Source organism: Kribbella sp. NPDC059898 (assembly GCF_042730855.1).
Classification (GTDB): Bacteria; Actinomycetota; Actinomycetes; order Propionibacteriales; family Kribbellaceae; genus Kribbella.
On sequence record NZ_JBHWKR010000004.1, the window covers coordinates 148,439 to 168,194 of the forward strand.

At 69.5% G+C, this 19,756-nt stretch carries 23 protein-coding genes; 14 read left to right on the forward strand and 9 right to left on the reverse strand.

Annotated features, from left to right (window positions below; genetic code table 11):
• Positions 1–56 precede the first annotated feature (56 nt).
• The gene (locus ACFV9C_RS14715) at positions 57–1,004 is read right to left on the reverse strand and encodes a DUF817 domain-containing protein (RefSeq protein WP_380193809.1); all 948 of its coding nucleotides are present in this window, start codon (positions 1,002–1,004) and stop codon (positions 57–59) included.
• Here ACFV9C_RS14715 and ychF point away from each other — a divergent pair.
• Positions 994–2,070: a redox-regulated ATPase YchF gene (gene ychF / locus ACFV9C_RS14720; RefSeq protein ID WP_380193811.1), complete on the forward strand. Its 1,077-nt coding sequence runs from the start codon at positions 994–996 to the stop codon at positions 2,068–2,070. The genes ACFV9C_RS14715 and ychF overlap by 11 nt on opposite strands.
• Before the next feature lie 14 nt (positions 2,071–2,084).
• On the opposite strand, the gene ACFV9C_RS14725 is transcribed toward ychF, so the two are convergent.
• The 3 genes from ACFV9C_RS14725 to ACFV9C_RS14735 form a co-directional block, all read right to left on the reverse strand.
• Positions 2,085–2,528 (reverse strand): DUF3592 domain-containing protein, encoded by a 444-nt coding sequence (locus tag ACFV9C_RS14725; RefSeq protein WP_380193813.1) that lies wholly within the window; start codon positions 2,526–2,528, stop codon positions 2,085–2,087.
• 70 nt (positions 2,529–2,598) lie between these two features.
• Positions 2,599–2,919, reverse strand: coding sequence for a hypothetical protein (locus ACFV9C_RS14730; RefSeq protein ID WP_380193815.1), 321 nt, complete (start codon positions 2,917–2,919; stop codon positions 2,599–2,601).
• Between the two features lie 100 nt (positions 2,920–3,019).
• The gene (locus ACFV9C_RS14735; RefSeq protein ID WP_380193817.1) at positions 3,020–3,280 is read right to left on the reverse strand and encodes a helix-turn-helix transcriptional regulator; all 261 of its coding nucleotides are present in this window, start codon (positions 3,278–3,280) and stop codon (positions 3,020–3,022) included.
• 45 nt (positions 3,281–3,325) lie between these two features.
• Between ACFV9C_RS14735 and map the strand changes: the two genes are divergently transcribed.
• Genes map through ACFV9C_RS14750 form a run of 3 tightly spaced genes read left to right on the forward strand, consistent with a single transcriptional unit; the run spans position 3,326 to position 5,205 of the window.
• Positions 3,326–4,093, forward strand: coding sequence for a type I methionyl aminopeptidase (gene map, locus ACFV9C_RS14740; protein WP_380193819.1), 768 nt, complete (start codon positions 3,326–3,328; stop codon positions 4,091–4,093).
• Positions 4,093–4,464: a hypothetical protein gene (locus tag ACFV9C_RS14745; RefSeq protein WP_380193821.1), complete on the forward strand. Its 372-nt coding sequence runs from the start codon at positions 4,093–4,095 to the stop codon at positions 4,462–4,464. The genes map and ACFV9C_RS14745 overlap by 1 nt, the downstream gene beginning before the upstream one ends.
• A 39-nt stretch (positions 4,465–4,503) precedes the next feature.
• Positions 4,504–5,205: a GntR family transcriptional regulator gene (locus ACFV9C_RS14750; protein WP_380193823.1), complete on the forward strand. Its 702-nt coding sequence runs from the start codon at positions 4,504–4,506 to the stop codon at positions 5,203–5,205.
• Positions 5,206–5,705: 500 nt separating this feature from the next.
• Here ACFV9C_RS14750 and ACFV9C_RS14755 read toward each other — a convergent pair whose 3' ends face one another.
• Complete coding sequence (locus tag ACFV9C_RS14755; protein ID WP_380193825.1) at positions 5,706–6,650, reverse strand: carbamate kinase; 945 nt, start codon at positions 6,648–6,650, stop codon at positions 5,706–5,708.
• Between the two features lie 128 nt (positions 6,651–6,778).
• Here ACFV9C_RS14755 and ACFV9C_RS14760 point away from each other — a divergent pair, with 128 nt between their 5' ends.
• The 4 genes from ACFV9C_RS14760 to ACFV9C_RS14775 are packed head-to-tail and all read left to right on the forward strand — an operon-like array spanning position 6,779 to position 11,907.
• Positions 6,779–7,669, forward strand: coding sequence for a DUF2877 domain-containing protein (locus tag ACFV9C_RS14760; protein WP_380193827.1), 891 nt, complete (start codon positions 6,779–6,781; stop codon positions 7,667–7,669).
• A complete protein-coding gene (gene fdrA / locus ACFV9C_RS14765; RefSeq protein WP_380193829.1) occupies positions 7,666–9,201 on the forward strand; it encodes an acyl-CoA synthetase FdrA in 1,536 nt (511 codons plus the stop codon). The genes ACFV9C_RS14760 and fdrA overlap by 4 nt, the downstream gene beginning before the upstream one ends.
• On the forward strand, positions 9,198–10,622 hold the full coding sequence (locus ACFV9C_RS14770) for a DUF1116 domain-containing protein (protein ID WP_380193831.1): 1,425 nt from the start codon (positions 9,198–9,200) through the stop codon (positions 10,620–10,622). The genes fdrA and ACFV9C_RS14770 overlap by 4 nt, the downstream gene beginning before the upstream one ends.
• A 10-nt stretch (positions 10,623–10,632) precedes the next feature.
• Complete coding sequence (locus tag ACFV9C_RS14775) at positions 10,633–11,907, forward strand: cytosine permease (protein ID WP_380193832.1); 1,275 nt, start codon at positions 10,633–10,635, stop codon at positions 11,905–11,907.
• Here the strand turns inward: ACFV9C_RS14775 and ACFV9C_RS14780 are convergent.
• Positions 11,898–12,833 carry a helix-turn-helix transcriptional regulator gene (locus tag ACFV9C_RS14780; protein WP_380193834.1) on the reverse strand — a complete coding sequence of 312 codons (936 nt, stop codon included), beginning with the start codon at positions 12,831–12,833 and terminating at the stop codon, positions 11,898–11,900. The genes ACFV9C_RS14775 and ACFV9C_RS14780 overlap by 10 nt on opposite strands.
• Before the next feature lie 62 nt (positions 12,834–12,895).
• Between ACFV9C_RS14780 and ACFV9C_RS14785 the strand changes: the two genes are divergently transcribed.
• From ACFV9C_RS14785 to ACFV9C_RS14800, 4 genes are all read left to right on the forward strand, one after another.
• Positions 12,896–13,864, forward strand: coding sequence for an ATP-binding cassette domain-containing protein (locus ACFV9C_RS14785; protein WP_380193835.1), 969 nt, complete (start codon positions 12,896–12,898; stop codon positions 13,862–13,864).
• Entirely contained in the window at positions 13,861–14,613 is a 753-nt protein-coding gene (locus ACFV9C_RS14790) for an ABC-2 family transporter protein (protein WP_380193837.1), read from the forward strand. The genes ACFV9C_RS14785 and ACFV9C_RS14790 overlap by 4 nt, the downstream gene beginning before the upstream one ends.
• Positions 14,610–15,389, forward strand: a complete 780-nt coding sequence (locus tag ACFV9C_RS14795; protein WP_380193839.1) for an ABC transporter permease — start codon at positions 14,610–14,612, stop codon at positions 15,387–15,389. Before ACFV9C_RS14790 ends, ACFV9C_RS14795 begins: the two co-directional genes overlap by 4 nt.
• 131 nt (positions 15,390–15,520) lie before the next feature.
• Positions 15,521–16,243, forward strand: a complete 723-nt coding sequence (locus ACFV9C_RS14800; RefSeq protein ID WP_380193841.1) for a class I SAM-dependent methyltransferase — start codon at positions 15,521–15,523, stop codon at positions 16,241–16,243.
• On the opposite strand, the gene ACFV9C_RS14805 is transcribed toward ACFV9C_RS14800, so the two are convergent.
• Genes ACFV9C_RS14805 through ACFV9C_RS14815 form a run of 3 tightly spaced genes read right to left on the reverse strand, consistent with a single transcriptional unit; the run spans position 16,230 to position 18,499 of the window.
• The gene (locus ACFV9C_RS14805) at positions 16,230–17,117 is read right to left on the reverse strand and encodes an aminoglycoside phosphotransferase family protein (RefSeq protein WP_380194582.1); all 888 of its coding nucleotides are present in this window, start codon (positions 17,115–17,117) and stop codon (positions 16,230–16,232) included. The genes ACFV9C_RS14800 and ACFV9C_RS14805 overlap by 14 nt on opposite strands.
• A gap of 45 nt (positions 17,118–17,162) precedes the next feature.
• On the reverse strand, positions 17,163–17,816 hold the full coding sequence (locus ACFV9C_RS14810; RefSeq protein WP_380193843.1) for a hypothetical protein: 654 nt from the start codon (positions 17,814–17,816) through the stop codon (positions 17,163–17,165).
• Between the two features lie 32 nt (positions 17,817–17,848).
• Positions 17,849–18,499: a LysE family translocator gene (locus ACFV9C_RS14815; RefSeq protein WP_380193845.1), complete on the reverse strand. Its 651-nt coding sequence runs from the start codon at positions 18,497–18,499 to the stop codon at positions 17,849–17,851.
• A gap of 225 nt (positions 18,500–18,724) precedes the next feature.
• On the opposite strand from ACFV9C_RS14815, the gene ACFV9C_RS14820 reads away from it, so the two are divergent.
• A complete protein-coding gene (locus ACFV9C_RS14820) occupies positions 18,725–18,901 on the forward strand; it encodes a DUF5302 domain-containing protein (RefSeq protein WP_380193846.1) in 177 nt (58 codons plus the stop codon).
• 85 nt (positions 18,902–18,986) lie between these two features.
• Entirely contained in the window at positions 18,987–19,688 is a 702-nt protein-coding gene (locus ACFV9C_RS14825) for a GntR family transcriptional regulator (RefSeq protein WP_380193848.1), read from the forward strand.
• Positions 19,689–19,756 lie beyond the last annotated feature (68 nt).

Below are 19,756 nucleotides of genomic sequence, written 5' to 3' on the forward strand. Positions count from 1 at the left end.
AGGCGGTTCTTCCCCAGTGCTCCCCCTCAGGAGCGCCTCACACCACAAGAGACGCCTCATCCCGCGGAATGGTTGGCCCCGTCATGTTGCGGTGAGATCTCGACTGTCGCGGACGCGCCGCGGTGGTACAGCCGGCCTTCCAACGCCTTGACACTCGAGACCAGCACGAAGCTCATGCTGACCAGCAACGACCACGCACCGAACTTCGCCGGATGCACCAGCCGCCACACACTCACCTGGTCCGGGTAGTTCCAGGCGTCCAGGAAAGTGCCGAAATTCTCCGCGATCCAGAGGAAAAACCCGATCAGCGCGAACGCCACCGCGAGCGGCATCCGGTACCGCCGTACGCCGACCGTGAAGAACACCCAGGTACGTCGCAACACGACGAGCAGGCCGAGTGCGATCGGGATCCGCAGGTCCGGGATCCAGTGATGGGTGAAGAAGTTCGCGTAGATCAGCACCGCGAGGACCGTGGTCGGCAGCGGCCGGTAGTTGCTGACCCGCAGGTCGAACCGGCGCCACGCCTGGCAGATGTAACTGCCGACCGCCGCGTACATGAACCCGGCGAACAGCGGTACGCCGCCGAACTTCGTCACCGCGTCGCCCGGGTACTCCCACGAGCCGACCCTGACCTTGAACAACTCCAGCCCGAGTCCCACGAGGTGGAACCCGAAGATCACCGCCACCTCGCGCCACGTCTCCAGCCCGACCGCCCAGAACAGTACGGTCAGCGCGACGCAGTAGATCAGCAGCGCGTCGTACCGCGCGATCGGCAGGTCGACGTACTTCGAGATCGCCAAAGCCGCGAACAGGCAGACCGGGAACAGGCACGACACCAGCTCCAGCCACCCGAACCGGAACAACTGCAGGCAGCCGAACACGAAGCGTGAAGGGATTCCGGTCCGATCTGTCCAGGTGGTCACGCAGGGGCTGACGCTCCCCGCGGCCGCCTGGTTGGGCAGGATCCGGTCACGCCGCGTACCCTTGCCTCCCGTGGCACTCACCATCGGAATCGTCGGACTCCCGAACGCGGGCAAGTCCACCCTGTTCAACGCACTGACCAAGAACGACGTGCTCGCCGCGAACTACCCGTTCGCGACCATCGAGCCGAACGTCGGGGTGGTCGGTGTGCCGGATCCGCGACTCGCCAAGCTGGCCGAGGTGTTCGGGTCCCAGAAGCTGATTCCGGCCACCGTGCAGTTCGTCGACATCGCCGGGATCGTCCGCGGCGCGTCCGTCGGCGAAGGGCTGGGCAACAAGTTCCTCAGCCACATCCGCGAGTCGGACGCGATCTGCCAGGTCACCCGGGTGTTCCGCGACGACGACGTCACGCACGTCGACGGCAAGGTCTCGCCGGCCGACGACATCTCCACCATCCAGACCGAGCTGATCCTCGCCGACCTGCAGACCGTCGAGAAGGCGATCCCGCGGCTGGAGAAGGAAGCCCGGCTGAAGAAGGAGAGCGTCGCCGTCCTGGACGCGGTCCGGGAGGCGCAGAAGCACCTCGAGGCCGGTACGCCGATCATCGCCACCGACCTGGACCGGGACGCGCTCCGCGAGCTGATGCTGATGACCGCGAAGCCGTACCTGTACGTCTTCAACTGCGACGCCGACGAGCTCGCCGACGAAGAGCTGAAGCAGAAGATGCGGGACCTGGTCGCGCCGGCCGAGGCGATCTTCCTGGACGCAAAGTTCGAGGCCGAGCTGGTCGAGCTCGGCGACGAGGACGAGGCCCGCGAGATGCTCACCGAGATGGGCATCGACGAGCCCGGCCTCGACGTACTCGCCCGGGTCGGTTTCGACACCCTCGGCCTGCAGACGTACCTGACCGCGGGCCCGAAGGAGTCCCGCGCCTGGACGATCAAGCGCGGAGCAACCGCTCCGGAGGCGGCCGGCGTGATCCACACCGACTTCCAGCGCGGCTTCATCAAGGCCGAGATCGTGTCCTTCGAGGACCTGATCGAAGCGGGCTCCATGAACGCCGCCCGCTCCGCCGGCAAGGTCCGCATGGAAGGCAAGGAATACGTGATGCAGGACGGCGACGTGGTCGAGTTCCGCTTCAACGTCTGACGGTGGAGTTGCGGTCAGGTGCCGATGAGGAGGCGGACGAAGAAGAACGATCCGAGGCCGAACGCGGCCATGGCGGCGAGCGCGCCGCCGAGTGCGGCGCGGTTGGTCTTCTCGACCGGGTACGACTCCGTGGGCTTGCCGGGGTTGACGCACACGGCCAGGCACTGATGTAGGGGGAGCGGGTGGTACCTGCTCCAGACCGTCTCGCCGTGATAGGTGCGGCCGTCCGGGCCCGCGTACTGATAGATGCTGACGTACGAGTTGGACGTGGACAGGTCGCTGCTGGAACCCGCATCGGGAACGGCCTTGTGACCGACCACGACCGCCTGGACGTGCGGCCAGGTGCGCATTCCGAACTCGCGATGCCTGAGCTTACGCAGCTGGAACAGCGAGACCAGGATCACCAGCAGGAAGAACCCGCCCCAGCAACTCCACACCACGGTCTGAACGGTCGTCATTAGTTGGTCTTCCCTCCGTAGGGGCGACTTGCCGGGGTGCGACGTTCGCGCAACCGCCATCAATGACCGGTCATCTCCCGGTCTCCTTGTCCCTGGCGACGTACCGGATGAGCAAGCCGAGTACGCCGAGAACCATCGCGAGGCCGAACACGCGGGAGCCCCAGAGCGCCCAGTCGACGGTGGTGTGGCCGGTGATCGCGAGGACGATGACGTCATAGGCTCCGGCGTACGGCGGCCAGCCACCGGGTGCGCCTGCGAGGGCGACGATCGAGCAGGTGATCCAGCCGGCCCAGGCTCCGAACAGGCACCACAGCGCTGTTCTCGTCGCACGGCTCGTCCGCCGGTGCGGGGCGTCACGGTCAGGTGGCGTGCCCGCCTCGTTCGCTGTCACGCGCTGTCCCTTCAGGAGCCATGAGCTGCACGACGAACGATGCCCGGACCATCGACGACCAGGCGGCGACCCGGTTGGCCGGGCTCGCGGTTGGACGCGGTCAGGAGACCAGGCGTTCCGGTTGGGTGATCTCGGACCAGAGGGTGTCGAGGGACAGGCCAAGGACGTCGGCGATGGCGGCGATCGTCGGGAAGGCGGGAGTGGCGACCCGGCCGGACTCGATCTTGCGGAGGGTTTCGGGGGAGACGCCGGCGTCGAGGGCGGTCTGCAGCATCGAGCGGTTGCCGCGGGCGCGGCGGAGGAGGGCGCCGAGGCGTTCGCCGCGCTCGACTTCCGCGGGGGTGAGCGGGAGCCTGACCATGATCCGATAATAGTACCGGGATAATATGGCCGGTATAGTTATTGCATGATCGAGATCCTGGACACCCGAGAGTTGGCGCAGGCGAAGCAGACCGGCGCGCTGGTCGGCGGCATCCTGCAGGACCTGAAGAGCCGCACCGCGGTCGGGACGAACCTGCTGGACATCGACCAATGGACGAAGGAGTTGATCGTCGGGGCCGGCGCGCAGTCGTGCTACGTCGACTACGAGGCGTCGTTCGGGCGGGGGCCGTTCGGGCACTACATCTGTACGGCGGTGAACGACGCCGTGCTGCACGGCAAGCCGTCCGACTACAAGCTCGCCGACGGGGATCTGCTGACGCTCGACCTGGCCGTGTCGCTCGGCGGGATCGCGGCGGACGCGGCGATCAGCTTCGTCGTCGGCGAGACCGCCGCGCCGGAGGATCTCGCGATGATCGACGCGACCCGGCGGGCGCTGGACGCGGGGATCGCGGCCGCCGTACCGGGCGCGCGGGTCGGCGACATCTCGCGCGCGATCGGCACCGTGCTGGGGGAGGCGGGGTATCCGATCAACACCGAATTCGGCGGGCACGGGATCGGGTCGACGATGCACCAGGACCCGCACGTCGCGAACACGGGCCGTCCCGGGCGCGGGTACAAGCTGCGCCCCGGTCTGCTGCTCGCGCTGGAGCCGTGGGTCATGCAGGACACCGCCGAGCTGGTCACCGACGAGGACGGCTGGACCCTCCGCAGCGTCACCGGCTGCCGCACGGCCCACACCGAACACACCATCGCCATCACCGACAACGGCCCCGAAATCCTCACGAGGGCGTGATGCTCACACCGATCCTCGCGACCCCTGACCCGTACGCGGCTGCCGACGAGTTCGTCGCCAACGGGTGGACGCTCGCCTACGCCACCCCGACGGACTCCGATGACCGGATGGCCGTCGTCGAGCTGTACGGCGGGCGGGCGATGCTCGGCGTCGATACCGAGCGGTTCCTGGCGGCCGCGGCCCGCGAGCACCGTGGTGCGGGCGTGCAGTTCTACGTCGAAGTACCGGCCGGCGTGATCGGGGTGGTGCATGCCGCGCACCGGGATCCCGGGCCGATCGAGCCACGCGCGTGGGGCGTGCGGTCCTTCGTGGTGCGGCTGGCGTCGTACAACTTCATGGTCGCGACTGCCCAGGGTGACGCCAGTGGGTAGGGTGTGAGGAATATTGTCGACCATCGGAGGAGTCGGCGGGTGCCGGTGCAGGACGGGCAGTCTCTGGGGGCGCGGTTCCGGTCGTTGGGGCACCACGCGGCCGAGGAGCTTCGGGAAGCGATCATCGACGGGGACCTCGCAGCCGGGGAACGGCTGGTCGAGCGGGACCTGGCGGGGCGGCTCGAGGTGTCGCGGATCGTCGTCCGGGACGCGTTGCAGCAGCTCACCAACGAAGGGCTGGTCGAGCTGCTCCCGCGGCGCGGCGGGGTCGTCACCGCGCTGACCGCGCAGGACATCCTCGACCTGGTCGAGGTCCGCGCGAGCGTCGAAGTACTGGCGGCCCGGCTGGCGGCGGTCCGGCGTACGGACGCTGACCTGGAGCGGCTGCGCTCGGCGATCGAGGACGCCGCCGCGGCGGCGGTCGGGCTGAAGGATCAGCGGGCGGCCGCGCGGGCGAACGTCGCGTTCCACGAGGAGCTCGTGCGGGCGTCGGGCAACGCGCTGCTGGAGTCGATCGTGCTCGGGTTCAGCAGCCGGCTGCGGCGGATGTTCCAGCTCACCCGGCGCCTGGACACCGACCGGATGGCCGATCACCAGGCGCTGTACGACGCGGTCGCGGCCCACGACCCCGACCGCGCGGCCGAGGTCGCCCACCACCACATCCTCACCACGGCCGCCGACACCCTCACGGCCATCGGCGAACCCCACGACCGCCTCACCGCCATCACCACAAACCTCTGAACCAGCGCCGAGTCGTGCGAATCGGCTGCGAATCGGCCTGATCCACAGCCGACATCCACGACTCGACGATCGGGGCCGGAGCCATCCGCCACGACTCGGGGTGGGGCCGGGGCGGGGCTGAGGTCCGGCTGGGCGGGGCCTGAGGTTGGGGCGGGGGCCGAGGTGGCGGCTGGGGTGTGGCGGGCCTTGGGGTGAGGGCTGAGGTGGGGCGGGCCTTGGGGTGAGGGCTGAGGTGGGGCGGGCCTTGGGGTGAGGGCTGAGGTGGGGGCGGGGTCGATGGCTGAGGTCGGGCTGGGGCAGGCTGTGAGCGAGGTCCGTGGGCGAGGGGTGGGGCTGGGCGGGGCCTGAGGTGGCGGCTGAGGTGTGGCAGGCCCTGGGGCGAGGGCTGGGGCGGGCCGTTGGGCGAGGGCTGGGGCTGGGGCGGGCCGTGGGGTGAGGGCTGAGGTGGGGCGGGCCGTGGGGCAGGCCGTGGGATGAGGGGTGGCTGGGGCGGGGTTGGGTCAGTTGTCGGTGGTTGGGTAGTACTCGATGGCGCCGGGGACCTCGGCGCGGACCTCGGTGCCGGTGGTGCGGTCGAGGAGTTCGGTGAGCTTGTCGAGTGGGCCGATCAGGGCGCGGCCGCCGCGCTTGGCGAACCGGATCGCGGCGTCGACCTTCGGCTGCATCGACCCTTCCTCGAACGGGAACTCCGCCAGCGCCTCCGGTGTCGCGGTCTTGATCGCGCGCTGGTCCGGCGTACCCCAGTCGACGAACACCGCGTCCGCGTCGGTCAGCATCACGAGTACGTCGGCCTCGATCTCCGCGGCCAGTACGCCGCTCGCGAGGTCCTTGTCGACGACCGCCTGGCTGCCGAGCTGCCGGCCGCTCGCGTCGACCCGCACCGGTACGCCGCCACCGCCCACGCACACCACCAGGTGGCCGAGGTCGAGCAGTTCCTTGATCACCGGCGTCTGCAGGATCCGGATCGGCATCGGCGACGGCACCACCCGGCGGAACTGCGCGCCGTCCCGGGCGATCGTCCAGCGGTACTCCGCGGCGGCCTCGGCGGCGTCCTGCGCCGAGTACTGCGGGCCGATCAGCTTGGTCGGCCGCTCGAACGCGGGGTCCTGCTCGTCGACCTCGGTGTTCGTGATCAGCGCGACGATCTGCCGGTCGCCGCCGAGCGCATTGGTCAGCTCCTGCTGTACGACGTACCCGATCATGCCCTGGGTCTCGGCGCCGAGGATGTCCAGCGGGTACGCCGCGACGTCGGAGTACGCCAGGTTCTGCAGCGCGAGCAGGCCGACCTGGGGTCCGTTGCCGTGGGTGATGACGAGCTCGTGCTCCTGCGCCACGGTGGCGAGGGTGGCGCACGAGCTGCGCACGTTCTTGCGTAGGTAGTCGGCGGTCATCGGCTCGCCCCGACGGGCGAGCGCGTTGCCTCCGAGCGCGACGACAATCCGCACGTTCGCGTCCTTTCAGCGGTGGTGACGCGTCCAGGTCGCTTCCTGGCGCAGCTCCAGCATAGGCGAAGTTGGTATATGGTCTACCATCGACCAAGACTCCCGCGACTTTCTGAAGGTCTCCCGCCGCCATGAGCACCTGCACCGCACGCACACTGACCGCGCTGAGCGCGGACGCGCCGCTGCTCGACGCGCTCGGCGGAGAGGCGCTGAGCGGGCGGGCGCTGAGCGGGCGGGCGCTGAGCGGGGAGGTGCACAGCGTCTTCGAGCGGGTGGTGAACTTGGTCACGCCCGACGGGTGGTTGATCACGCTCGCTGCCCGGACGATGGATGACGCGCCCAACACCGTTCGCGTCGACGAGGCCTCGTGGACCGAAGTACGTGCGGGCGAGCTGTTCACGGCGGCGGACGGGCGGCTCGAGATCGCTGGGCTGACGGTCGACCTGCGGCACGCGAACCGTTGGCAACCACAGCTCCCACCCCTGGTCGCAGGGTCGTGTGAGCCCGCCGTGGTGACCATCGACGAGGTGTTGGGGGCGGTCGGCGTCGCCGGCGGAATGGTTGCGGTGGGGGCGACCGCGTTCGAGCGTGAGCAGGCTCGACTGCTGCAGGCACACTCGGCCGGGCTGGTCGCGGCGCTGCGTCTCGGCGATGCGGCCGCGGTTGCCGTGCATGTTCGAGGGCTGGTCGGCCTGGGGCCGGGGCTGACGCCGTCGGGGGACGACTTTTTGACCGGGCTGCTGCTGAGTGCGGCGTCGGTCCGGCGGCTGCTGGCTCCGGCGGTCGCCGCTCAGGTCCATCGGACCACCGCGGTCAGTGCGGTCACGCTGACCGAGGCGGCCCGCGGCCGGGTCCGCCAGTCGCTGGTGGACCTTCTCCGTGCCGTTGCCAACGGCAACCAGCCGGACGTACGTACGGCGGCGCGGAGGGTGCTCGTGATCGGCCGGACGTCGGGCACGGACATCTTGTCGGGGGTGCGGGCCGGCCTGCACCTGGAACTACTGCTGAGAGGTTCAGCGTGAGTATCACCGTCGTACGCAAGAACACCTACTACGACTCCGTGTCGCTGATGTCGGTCTCCACGCGGGCCAATCAGCTGGACGGCGTGCACCAGGCCTTCGTCGCGATGGCCACCGAGATGAACAAGGAGGTACTGCGCAACCTCGGCCTGCTGACCGCGGAGCTGGACGCGGCCGGCGGCGGCGATCTGATGATCGTGCTGGACACCGCGGACGGCGTCGACGACGACGCCACGCTGGTCGCCGTGGACGAGCTGTTCACCGCGAAGAAGCGCGCGTCCGGGCAGACCGAGAGCTACCGCACGATCGACGCCGCGGCCCGCAACCGCCCCGGCGCGAACCTCGCGGTGATCGCGGTCGCCGGGACGTTCGCCGCCCGCGAGGCGCGCAAGGCGCTGGAGAACGACCTGCACGTGATGGTCTTCAGTGACAACGTCAGCATCGAGGACGAGGTCGCGCTGAAGACCCTCGCGCACGACAAGGGCCTGCTGATGATGGGCCCGGACTGCGGTACGGCGATCATCGACAACGTCGCGCTCTGCTTCGGGAACGCCGTACGCCCCGGCACGATCGGCATCGTCGCCGCGTCCGGAACCGGCAGCCAGGAGGTCAGCGTCCGGGTGCACGCGCTCGGCGGCGGTGTCTCGCAGCTGATCGGCACCGGCGGACGCGACCTGAGCGAGCAGGTCGGCGGCGTGATGATGATCGACGGCCTCCGGGCGCTGGCCAAGGACGCCGGTACCGACGTGATCGTGCTGATCTCGAAGCCGCCGGCGCCGTCGGTGGAGCAGAAGGTGCTGGCCGAGATCGCGGGAGCCGGCAAGCCGGTCGTGGTCTGCTTCATCGGCGGATCGCAGGACGCGGTCGTCGCCGCGGGCGGGACGTTCGCCGCGAACACCGACGAGGCGTCGCGGGCCGCGATCCGGCTGGCGGGTCTGGCAGTGCCGGCCGAAACCCCCGACTCGATCGACGTCGAGGCAATCCGCGCGAAGCTCACGCCGCAGCAGCGCTACATCCGCGGCCTGTTCTGCGGCGGGACGCTCTGCGACGAAGCGATGTACGCCGCGCTCGAGGTCTTCCCGGACGTGTACAGCAACATCCAGAAGGACCCGGAACGGAAGCTCGACGCGTCGAGCAAGAGCGTCGCGCACACGTTCCTGGACTTCGGGGACGACGACTTCACCAACGGCCGGCCGCACCCGATGATCGACCCGACGCTGCGGATCGCCCGGCTGCTCGAGGAGGCCAAGGACCCCGAGGTCGGCGTGATCGTGATGGACTTCATCCTCGGTTTCGGATCGCACGAGGACCCGGTCGGCGTCCTGCTGCCCGCGATCGCCGAGGCGAAGGAACTCGCCGTCGCCGACGGTCGGCACCTGGAGATCGTCGGGTACGTGCTCGGCACCGACCAGGACCGTCCGGAGCTCGGTGCGCAGCTCGAGAGTCTGCGGTCGGCCGGAGTCACGGTCGCCGCCAGTAGCGCGTCGACCGGACGGCTCGCGCGCGCCATCGTCCGGAAGGGAGACGACGCATGAGTGGGATCGAGGAGCTGTTCGCGGCCGACCTCGAGGTGGTCAACGTCGGCCTGCAGATGTTCGCCGACGACATCACCGCGCAGGGAGCAGCGGTGACGACGCTGGACTGGACCCCGCCGGGCGGTGGCAAGGCGGACGTCGTCGCGGCGCTCAACGCGCTGGAGGACCAGGAACTGGCGGCGAAGATCGAGGCCGCGAACGCCGAGGCGGTCGAGCGGATCACCAGCTCGCAGCCGATGCTGGCCGGGTTCGGCAAGGCGCTCGACGTGGTGCCGGGGATGACGCCGACGACGATCCTGCACGCGGGGCCGCCGATCGAGTTCGAGCGGATGAGCGGCCCGATGAAGGGCGCGGTCACCGGTGCGCTGGTGTTCGAGGGCCTGGCCGCGGACCTCGAGGAAGCGGCGAAGGTCGCGGCGTCGGGACAGATCACGTTCGCGCCGTGCCACGAGTACGGCTGCGTCGGGTCGATGGCCGGGGTCACGTCCGCGTCGATGTACATGCACGTCGTCGAGAACGCGACGTACGGGAACAAGGCGTTCACCAACCTCAGCGAGCAGCTGTCGAAGGTACTGCGGATGGGCGCGAACGACGAGTCCGTGATCGACCGGCTGGTCTGGATGCGCGACGTACTCGGACCGATCCTCAAGGAAGCGCTGGAGATCGGCGACCCGATCGACCTGCGGCTGATGCTGTCGCAGGCGCTGCACATGGGCGACGAGTGCCACAACCGCAACGTCGCCGGGACGACGCTGCTGATCCAGGCGCTCGCGCCGATGATCCTGCAGACGAGCTTCACGACCCAGCAGAAGAAGGAAGTCTTCGACTTCGTCGCGAGCTCGGACTACTTCTCCGGCCCGACCTGGATGGCGATGGCGAAGGCCGCGCTGGACGCCGCGCACGGGATCGAGTACTCGACGATCGTCACCACGATGGCCCGCAACGGCGTCGAGTTCGGCATCCGGGTCAGCGGGATCGGCGGCAACACCTGGTTCACCGGGCCGGCCCAGCCGGTGATCGGGCCGATGTTCGCCGGGTACAAGCCCGAGGACTCCGGGCTGGACATCGGCGACTCGGCGATCACCGAGACGTACGGCATCGGCGGGTTCGCGATGTCCGCGGCGCCGGCGATCGTCGCGCTGGTCGGCGGCACCGTCGACGAGGCGGTCGAGTTCACCCGGCGGATGGGCGAGATCACCACCACCGAGAACAAGAACGTGACGATCCCGCTGCTCGACTTCCAGGGCGTCCCGACCGGGATCGACGTCCGTTCGGTCGAGCTGACCGGGATCCTGCCGGTGATCAACACCGCGATCGCGCACAAGGAACCCGGCATCGGGATGATCGGCGCCGGCATCACCAACCCACCCGTGGACTGCTTCGACAAGGCCGTCGTCGCGCTCGCGGACCGTTACCGGTAAGGCAGGATCGATGACTAGTTCGGTCGACGACAAGCAGGGCGGGCTGGAGTCGGAGTTCGAGCACAGCCCGGTGCCGCAGTCGCACCGCAAGGGCCTGGCCACGGTGGCCGCGGTCTGGTTCGGGTTCCCGATGATCCTCACCAACGCCGTACCCGGTGGTGTGGTGGTCGCGATGCTCGGCTTCTGGAAGGGTCTCGGCGCGATCGCGGCCGCGAACCTGGTGATGCTGCTGTACGTCGGCCTGCTCAGCCACCGCGCGGGCAGTACCGGCCGGAGCTTCGCGCTGCAGGCCACCGAGACGTTCGGCAAGGTCGGGTACATCATCGCGTCCGGGTTCCTGGCGACGATCGTGGTCGGCTGGTTCGCATTCAACACCGGGGCGACCGGCGCGACGCTGAACAGCTCGTTCGGCTGGAACAAGGACATCGTGATCGTGGTCGCGGGGCTCGCGTTCATCGCGATCACGTACGCCGGGATCCGCGCGCTGTCGTTGCTCGGGGCGATCGCGGCGCCGTTGTTCATCCTGGTCGCGGTGATCGCCTTGGTGATCGTGGCCCGGAGCAACGATCTCGGCAAGGTGTTCAGCTACCAGGGCGTCGGCGGCGGGGCGATGACGTTCGGGGTCGCGGTGTCGGTGATCATGGCGACGTTCGCGGACTCCGGCACGATGACGGCCGACTTCACCCGGTGGTCGCGGAACGGGCGGGAGGCTGTGATCGCGTCGGCGACGGCGTTCCCGGTGGCGAGCATGATCGCGCAGGTGACCGGTGGGCTGGTGGTCGCGGCCGGGGCGATCGCGGATCCGGCGACGGACGGCGGGAACTTCCTGCCGATTCTCACCCACGGGCACGGGGTCGCCTTGAGTGCGTTGGCGGCGGTGTTCGTGTTCGTGAACCTCGGGTCGGTCTGCAGCCACTGTCTCTACAACGGTGCTGTTGGGTGGTCCCACATTCTGCGCGGGCGGATGCGGATCGTGACGCTCGTACTGGGTGTGGTCGGGCTGATCGTCGCGCTGGCCGGGGTGTGGAGCTTCTTCCTCAGCTGGCTGGTGATCCTGAGCGTGTTCGTACCACCGTTGGGTGGGGTGCTGATCGCGGACCAGTTCCGGCGGCACGGGCCGCGGGACGAGACGTTCCGGCCGACGGCGTTCGTCGCGTGGGGGATCGGGGCGGCCGGTGCGGCGTTGGTGCACTGGGTGGTGCCGCAGTTCTCGGACGCGGTGACCGGTCTGGTGGTCGCGATCGTCGCGTACCTGGTGATCGAGCGGGTCCGGGTTCAGGCCTGACGGTGCTGGTCCGCGAGCTGCACGGCGGCTTCGCGGACCAGGCCGATGAGTTCCTTCGGTGCGACGACCTGGGCGGCGCCGGCCTGGGCGAGGACGGCGGCCTGGGCTTCGTGCGGGTTTTCCAGGTCGGCGTGGACGATCCACCAGCCGTCGTCGGTGGGCAGCATCGGCTGGGTCGGGCGGAAGCGGCGTACGGCGTGGTCGCGGACCTTGAGGACGATCGGGTACGACGGGCGGGAGGCCTGGAACTCGCGCTGGGACTGGGCCCAGTACGCGGCGAGGTCGAAGCCGGGTGGGCGGGTGAAGGTGTCGGTGGTGAGCTCGGCCGAGGTCAGGCGGGACAGGCGGTAGGTGCGCAGGCGCCCGTCGGTGCGGGCCGCCACCAAGTACCAAGTACGCGCCTTCGCCACCAGCCCCAAGGGCGAGTTGAGGAACGGCTCGGTCCCGTCGCCGTACGTGATGGTGATCCAGCGTTCTTCCCAGACCGCTTGGCGGCAGAGGGAGAGCCAGCGGGGGGTTTCGCGGTGGTCGTCCCAGCCGGCGTGGTCGATCAGGAGGCGTTGGCGGGCGTACTCGGCCTCGCGGCGGGTGCCCTCCGGCAATGACGCGATCAGCTTGGTGACGGCGAGGTCGCTGGAGGCGTCGAGCCCGAGGTCGGCGAGTACGTGCGCGGTCGCGCCGACGAACACCGACATGACCTCGGACGGCGTCAGCCCGGTCAGCCGGCTGCGGTAGTCCGGCAGCAGCGCCCACCCGCCGCCGCGCCCGCGGATCGAGTACACCGGCACGCCCGCCAGGCTCAGCACCTCCAGGTCGCGCTGGATCGTCCGCGGCGACACGTCCAGCGCCTGCGAGAGCTGGTCGACGGTCGTCTGGCCGCGCGTCTGCAGGTGCAGGAGCAGCCGGAGGAGCCGTTCCGCGCGCATCTCCCGAGTATCGCAGGAAAATAAGTCATAGATGGGCGTCTTTTGTTCCTACGGTCGGCCCCATGACTGCTGTCGAGGTGGAAAACCTCTCGATGTCCTATCAAGCCCCGGTCCGCAAAGGCGGGCTGCGGGCGGCCTTCCGTTCGCTGATACGCCGTGAGTACAAGACCGTCCAGGCCCTCGACGAGATCTCGTTCGGCATCGCCCCGGGCGAGGTGGCGGGTTTCATCGGTCCGAACGGCGCCGGCAAGACCACGACCATGAAGATCCTCAGCGGAATCCTGCACCCGACCGCCGGTCAGGTCCGGGTACTCGGCAGCGTCCCCTGGCACCGCCGGTCGCCGTTCCTGAAGCGGATCGCGTTCGTCCGCGGCAGTCAGCCGGTCGGCGGATCGCAGGAGCTGACCGTGATGGACTCGCTGGAGTACCAGCGGCTGCTGTACGACGTCCCGCGCCCGGCGTTCCGCAGTACCCTCGCCGAACTTCAGGCGCTCCTCGACCTCGAGCCGCTGGTCGAACGCCAGCTCCGCGCGCTCAGCCTCGGCGAACGGATGCGGGTCGGCCTCGCGATGGCGCTGATCTACCGCCCGGAGGTGCTGTTCCTCGACGAGCCGACGATCGGCCTGGACGTCAGCGCGGCGAGCCTGATCCGCGAGTTCGTCCAGGAGTACGTCGAGCAGACCGGCGCGACCGTACTCCTGACCAGCCACTACATGGCCGACGTCGCGTCGCTCTGCCCGCGGCTGATCCTGATCGACCACGGGCAGGTGCAGTACGACGGCCCGCTGGTGGAGCTGTCCGCGCGGCTGTCGCCGTACAAGCTGATCCGGATCTCCACCCGCGACGACCCGTCCGCGTTCGGCGAGGTGGTCGAGAAGGCCGACGGCCAGTGGGTACTGCGGGTGCCGCGGGACGAGGTCGCCGGTACGACGGGCCGGCTGCTGCAGGCGCTGGAGGTGGTGGACCTCGCGGTGGAGGAGCCGCCGCTGGAGAAGGTCATCGACCAGGCGTACCGGGAGGGGCTGCGATGAGGACCGCCGTACTGCTGGGGTTCCGGCTCCGTCAGGACGTGCTGGAGTGGTCGGGCGCGTGGTGGTTCCTGCTGACGCTCGTGGTGCAGGCCGTGGTCGCGCCGCTGATCGGGCTTTTCGTCTGGTCGGCGGTGTACCCGGGGGATCCGGCGATCGGGCGGTACTACGTCGCGGTCATCCTGGTCACGCTGATGACCGAGTCGTTCGAGCAGCACACGTTCTCCGAGCGGATCTACGACGGGACGCTGAGCCACGAGCTGCTCCGCCCGCAACCCGTCGTACTCGGCGTGATCGCGACGAACCTGGCGGTCCGTGCCTGGCTGACGTTGCTCGGGGCACCGATCGTGCTGGTGACGGCGGTCGCGCTCCGGGTCGGGTTCGACTGGTGGGCAGTGCTGCGGGCGGCGCCGTACCTCGTTCTCGCCGCGGTGCTCGTGTTCCTCTGGACGTTCCTGCTGTCGTTGACCGCGTTCTGGACGGATCGGGTGCACTCGGTGGTCGGATTCGGCGGGCAGGTGATGTTCCTGCTCGGCGGTACGGCGGCGCCGATCAGCGTGCTGCCGTCCGGGTGGCAACGGGTCGCCGAGGTTCTGCCGTTCTACGGGATGAACGGGTTGCCCGCCTCGGTCGCGGCGGGGGTCGGGACCGGATCGGTCGGATTTCAACTGGTGTGGGTGGTGGTGCTCGTGGGCGCGGTCGTGGTGTTGTGGCGGGCCGGCGTACGGCGGTACACGGCGGTGGGGTCGTGAAGCTGCTGCGGCTGTTCGGTGCGGGGTTCTCGATGTCGCTGCGGCGGAGCGTGGCGTTCCGGATCAACCTGTTCTTCGACGTACTGCTGGCGTTCACCGGTCTCGGTACGGCGATCGCGGCCGTGCTGATCGTGTTCACCCGCGCGGATACGTTGGCGGGCTGGTCGAAGGCGCAGTTCCTGGTGCTGATCGGGACGTACCAGCTGATCACGGGGCTGCGGTCGGCGTTCATCGATCCGAACCTGTCGTGGTTCCCGGAGACCGGCATCCGGAACGGGAAGCTCGACGGGTACCTGTTGCAGCCGGCGTCGAGCCTGTTCCTGTCCAGTCTGTCGTTGTCGTCGCCGTTGCAGCTGATCCAGTTCGTGCTCGGTCTCGGCGTACTCGGGTGGGGGATCGCGGATCACTTGCCGTCTGTGGGCGGGGTCGTGAGTTGGTTGGTGCTCGTGGTCGCGGGGGTGGTGGTGACGTGGGCGTTGAGCGTATTGCTGGCCTGCTTGGCGTTCTGGGCGCCGAAGCTGCAGTTGGACGTGTTCTACCACTCCGCCTGGCAGCTCGGGCGCTACCCGATCGACGTGTTCGCGCGCCCGCTCCGCATCATCCTCACGTACGTGTTCCCGATGGCGCTGATCGCCAGCGTCCCGTCCGCCGCACTGCTCCGCGGGCCTGAGCCAGGCGTGCTGGTCGCCGGAGTTGCGGCTGCGGGCGGCGCGGCCGGCCTGGCGGTGCTTGCGTGGCGGGCCGGGTTGCGGAGGTACACGGGGGCTACGTCGTGATGGGGGTACAGGAGGACAGGAGATGTCGCCGGATCGGCGGTTGCCGGGGCGACGGTCACGCTCACGGCGGGGTATACGTAGACGACTACGTCCTGTCGTTCTGTACCCGAAGCCGGGTTAGTGTCGCGGGCATGGTTGATGCGTTGTTCGGGGTGCCTCGGTTGGCGGCGGTGTACGACGCGCTGGATCCGGATCGGGGAGATCTGGAGCACTACGCGGCGATCGTGCGGGAGTTCGGTGCCGGGCGGGTGCTCGACGTCGGGTGCGGGACCGGCGAGTTGAGTTGCCTGCTGGCGGGCGCCGGGGTGGACGTGACGGGGGTGGATCCGGCGGCCGCCTCGCTGGAGGTTGCTCGGGGCAAGGAGTTTGCGGATCGGGTGCGGTGGTTGCACGGGGACGCGACGACGTTGCCGCCCCTGCAGGTGGAGCTGGCGTTGATGACCGGGAACGTTGCGCAGGTGTTCCTGACCGCCGAGGAGTGGGGGGCGACGGTGCACGGGGTCCATGCGGCTTTGACGCCCGGTGGGCGGTTCGTGTTCGAGACCCGGATCCCGGCGCGGCGCGGGTGGGAGGAATGGACCCGCGAGAACACGCATCAGGTACGGGAGATCGACGGCGAGGCGGTCGAGGTCTGGACCGAGCTGGTGGAGGTCGCGTTGCCGTACATCACCTTCCGCGCGACGTACAACTTCTCCTCCGACGGTGCCGTGCTCACGTCCGACTCGACGCTCTGGTTCCGCGAGCGGGACGAGGTGGAGCAGTCGTTGACCGCGGCCGGGTTCGCGGTCGACGACGTACGGGAGGCCCCGGACCGGCCGGGGAAGGAGTACGTGTTCGTGGCTAGGAAGCTGTGAGCAGAGCCGTCAGCGTGTGGTGGGCGGTGCGGGACATGACCGGGTTGGTCTCGACGTAGTACCAGAGGCAACCGATCGCCTGCGCGAACGACCACCCCATCCCACGCCGCCACTCCGCGTCGTCACTGCCCACCGCGGCCCGGAACGCGGCCCGCGCCGCCGGGTCGAACAGGTTCCACGCCGGCTGCAGGTCCATCGCGGGGTCCGAGACCGTGAACATGCCCACGTCGATGACGCCCGCCAGCCGGCCGTCCCGCACGAGCAGGTTGCCCGGCATCAGGTCACGGTGCGTCCAGACATCCGGCTCGGTGCGCGGCGTCGTCCGCAGCTCGGCCCACAACCTGGTCAGGCCGTCCACGTCGATCATCCCGGCGCTGCGCTCCAGGCACTCCGCGACCCACTCGTCCTGCGAGGTCAGCAACCCACCGCGCCACTGCCCGCCGAACGTCCGGCCCTCGGTCGGCCGCGCCCGCAGCGCGAGCACGAACCGCGCGAGATCCTCGGCGAACGCGGTCGTCCCGGCGACGTCGGCGTCGTACGCGATCGTCCCGTCCACCCAGGTCTGCACCGCCCACGGCAACGGATAGTCCGCGGTCGGCGCACCGATCGCGACCGGCTCCGGAGTCGGGTACGGCGACATCGCGTGCAGCTGCCGCGCCGCCGCTGCCTCGTCCTCGAGCTCTTGCCGGACCGCGGCCGGATCACCGGGCTGGATCGGGAGCCGCGCGGTGAGGCCGGCGCCGATCCGGAACACCGCGTTGACGGTCCCGTGCGACGGTACGGCGCGGATCGGGAGCGCGCTCCACGCCGGGAACTGCTCCTTCACGAGCCCTTCGACCAGGTCGACCGATACGTCCAGCTGTCCTTCGTGCATCACGCCGAGCAGTATTCAGGCCGGGCGGCCGGGGCCGCACACGATTTAGACCAGGACTGCAGGTGCGACGCGGGCCGAGCCGATCCCGCGGTCCGGTTTGCCGAGCCGGAAGCGGACCTTGCCTTTGAGTACCGTGCCGGACTCGGCCTGTCCGTCGACGAGTGCTTCGCCGGGGAAGAGGGTGAACGTCCAGCGGTCGTTGTGCTCGCAGTCCGGTGGCGTCGCGCCGCATTGGAGCAGCCGGGCGCCCCAGACCTGGCGGGTCATCCAGGTCCGGGTGTCCGCTCCGTCGACGATGAAGCCGTCCGACGCCAGCACGTCGTTGTAGCTCCCGAGGGACGGGCCGTACGCCCCGATCACACTCACCACCAGGCGCCACGGATCGTCACCCGGCAGTGCGACCCCGGTCGGTAGCCGCTCGTCGAACAGGTCGGGCGCCATCAGCTCGCGGGGGAGTGGGGCGCGGGTGTCCAGTTTGGTGGGGTCGGGGACGAGGAGTACGCCGTACTCGACCTCGTCGGCGAACCGGGCCGAGGCGAAGTGAGAGGTCAGCGCTTGGGTGGCCTGCTCGGCGCGCGACCACGGGAAGGTGTCGCGCAGGTACTCCTCGGTGATCGCCGGCAGACCGCGCTCGTGGACGAGCGGGAGGTCCCACGCGGCGACCAGCTTGCTGACGGTCGAGGTGACGAAATCAGTCATCCCGTCCGACGGTAGTCGGCGGGTCCGACAGTTCAGTGGGTGGCGAGCGGGCGGGCGCGGTCGGTGGCGAGGCGGAGTGCGAACACCGCGAGCGCCGTACCGGTCAGGTAGCGGTGGATGCGCATCCAGGCCGGGCGGCGGGACAGGAAGACCGCGACCGAGCCGGCGGTGATCACGAAGACCGCGTTCATCACCACGCCGACGGTCAGTTGCCCGAGGCCGAGGATCAGGCTTTGGGCGCCGAGGTGGCCGCGGGACGGGTCGAGGAACTGGGGGAGCAGCGAGATGTAGAGGATCGCGATCTTCGGGTTCAGCAGGCAGGTGAGCAGGCCCATCCCGAACAGCTTGCGCGGGCGGTCCGGTTCCAGCTCTTGGGTCGCGAACACCGACGTACCGCCTGGGCGGAACGCCTGCCAGGCGAGCCAGAGCAGGTACGCCGCGCCGGCCAGCTTCAGCGTCAGGTAGATCTCGGGGACCAGCGCGAACAGGGTCGCGAGGCCGGCGCTTGCCGCGAGCAAGTACACGAGGAAGCCGAGGCCGACGCCCGCCAGCGAGATCAGCCCGGCCCGGCGGCCCTGCGCGATCGAGCGGGAGACCAGGTAGATCATGTTCGGCCCGGGCACGATCACCAGGCCCAGCTCGACCAGCGCGATCCCGAGCAGCGCCTCGTTGCTCACCAGCATTCGTCGTCCCTCCCTCGGCGGTACGGCGAACCTAACAGCGCGGCTGCTGCTGGATCCGGGGTTTCCACAGGACGGTATTCGCTCGCCCGTAGTGCTCACCCTCGGTTAGTTTGGGTGTGTACGCCTACGGTTTGAAGGAGACGGTATGAGCGAGCGCAGCGAGCGATCAGAAAGCAGAGCCGACATTGTCGCTCAAGCCGGAGCCGAGCGCAGCGAGGCGGAGGCATGAGCGACAAGTCCAGCGAGCCGGCGGACGATCTGCAGAAGAAGTTTCGGGAAGCGCTTCAGAAGAAGAACGCCGGTAGCCACTCGCACCCCGGTAGCGGGGTTCGCGGGCAGGGCGTCGGCGACGCGCACAACGACAAGCAGAAGCGCCAGTTCCGGCGCAAGTCCGGCAGCTGAAGTTCCGCCGCACTGTCCATCCATCCGATATGAGCCCCGGGTTGCCGCCCGGGGCTCGACCTTTGGTGCGGGATATTGTCGGCTCGTGAGCGAGCCGTTGCATTTCGTCGTCAAGACCCGGTTGATCGAGGTCGTCGAGCGGCTGGGCGAGGGCGCCGCGCTGCCGCCCGAGCGGGTGCTGGCGAAGGACTTCGGGGTGTCCCGGTGGACCATGCGGCAGGCGATCCGGGAGCTGATCGCGGACGGCCGGCTCCGGGCGCGGCAGGGGCAGGGGACGTTCGTCGCGACGCCGAAGCTGGTGCAGCCGCTGGCGCTGGTCAGCTACACCGAGGCGCTCCGGGCGCAGGGGCACACTCCGGGGCGTGAGGTGGTCGCGTTCGACGAGGTGGTCGCGGACGTCGAGCTCGCGGAGCAGCTGACGATCGCCGAGGGTGACCCGGTGCACCGGCTGGAGCGGGTGCTGTTCGCGGACGGGCAGCCGATCGGGCTCGAGACGACGTACCTCTCGGTCGCACGCTTCCCGACGTTGCGCGAGGTGCTGGAGCCGACGGGTTCGCTGTACCGCTGCCTGACCGATCAGCTCGGGGTGCGGTTCGGCGAGGGCGAGGAGCTGGTCGAGACCGTGATCGCCACCCCGCGCGAGGCCGAGCTGCTGAAGGCCACCCAGTCCCTCCCAATGCTCCTCCTCCACCGCAACAGCCGCGACACCACCGGCGCCCCCATCGAAGCAGTCCGCTCCCTCTACCGCGGCGACCGAGTCGGCTTCCGAGCCATCCTCCGCCCCTAAGCCCCACCCGGCGCTGTCCCCCTGAGCCGCGCCCCGCGCCGTCCTCCGCTCCTGAGCCGCGCCCCGCG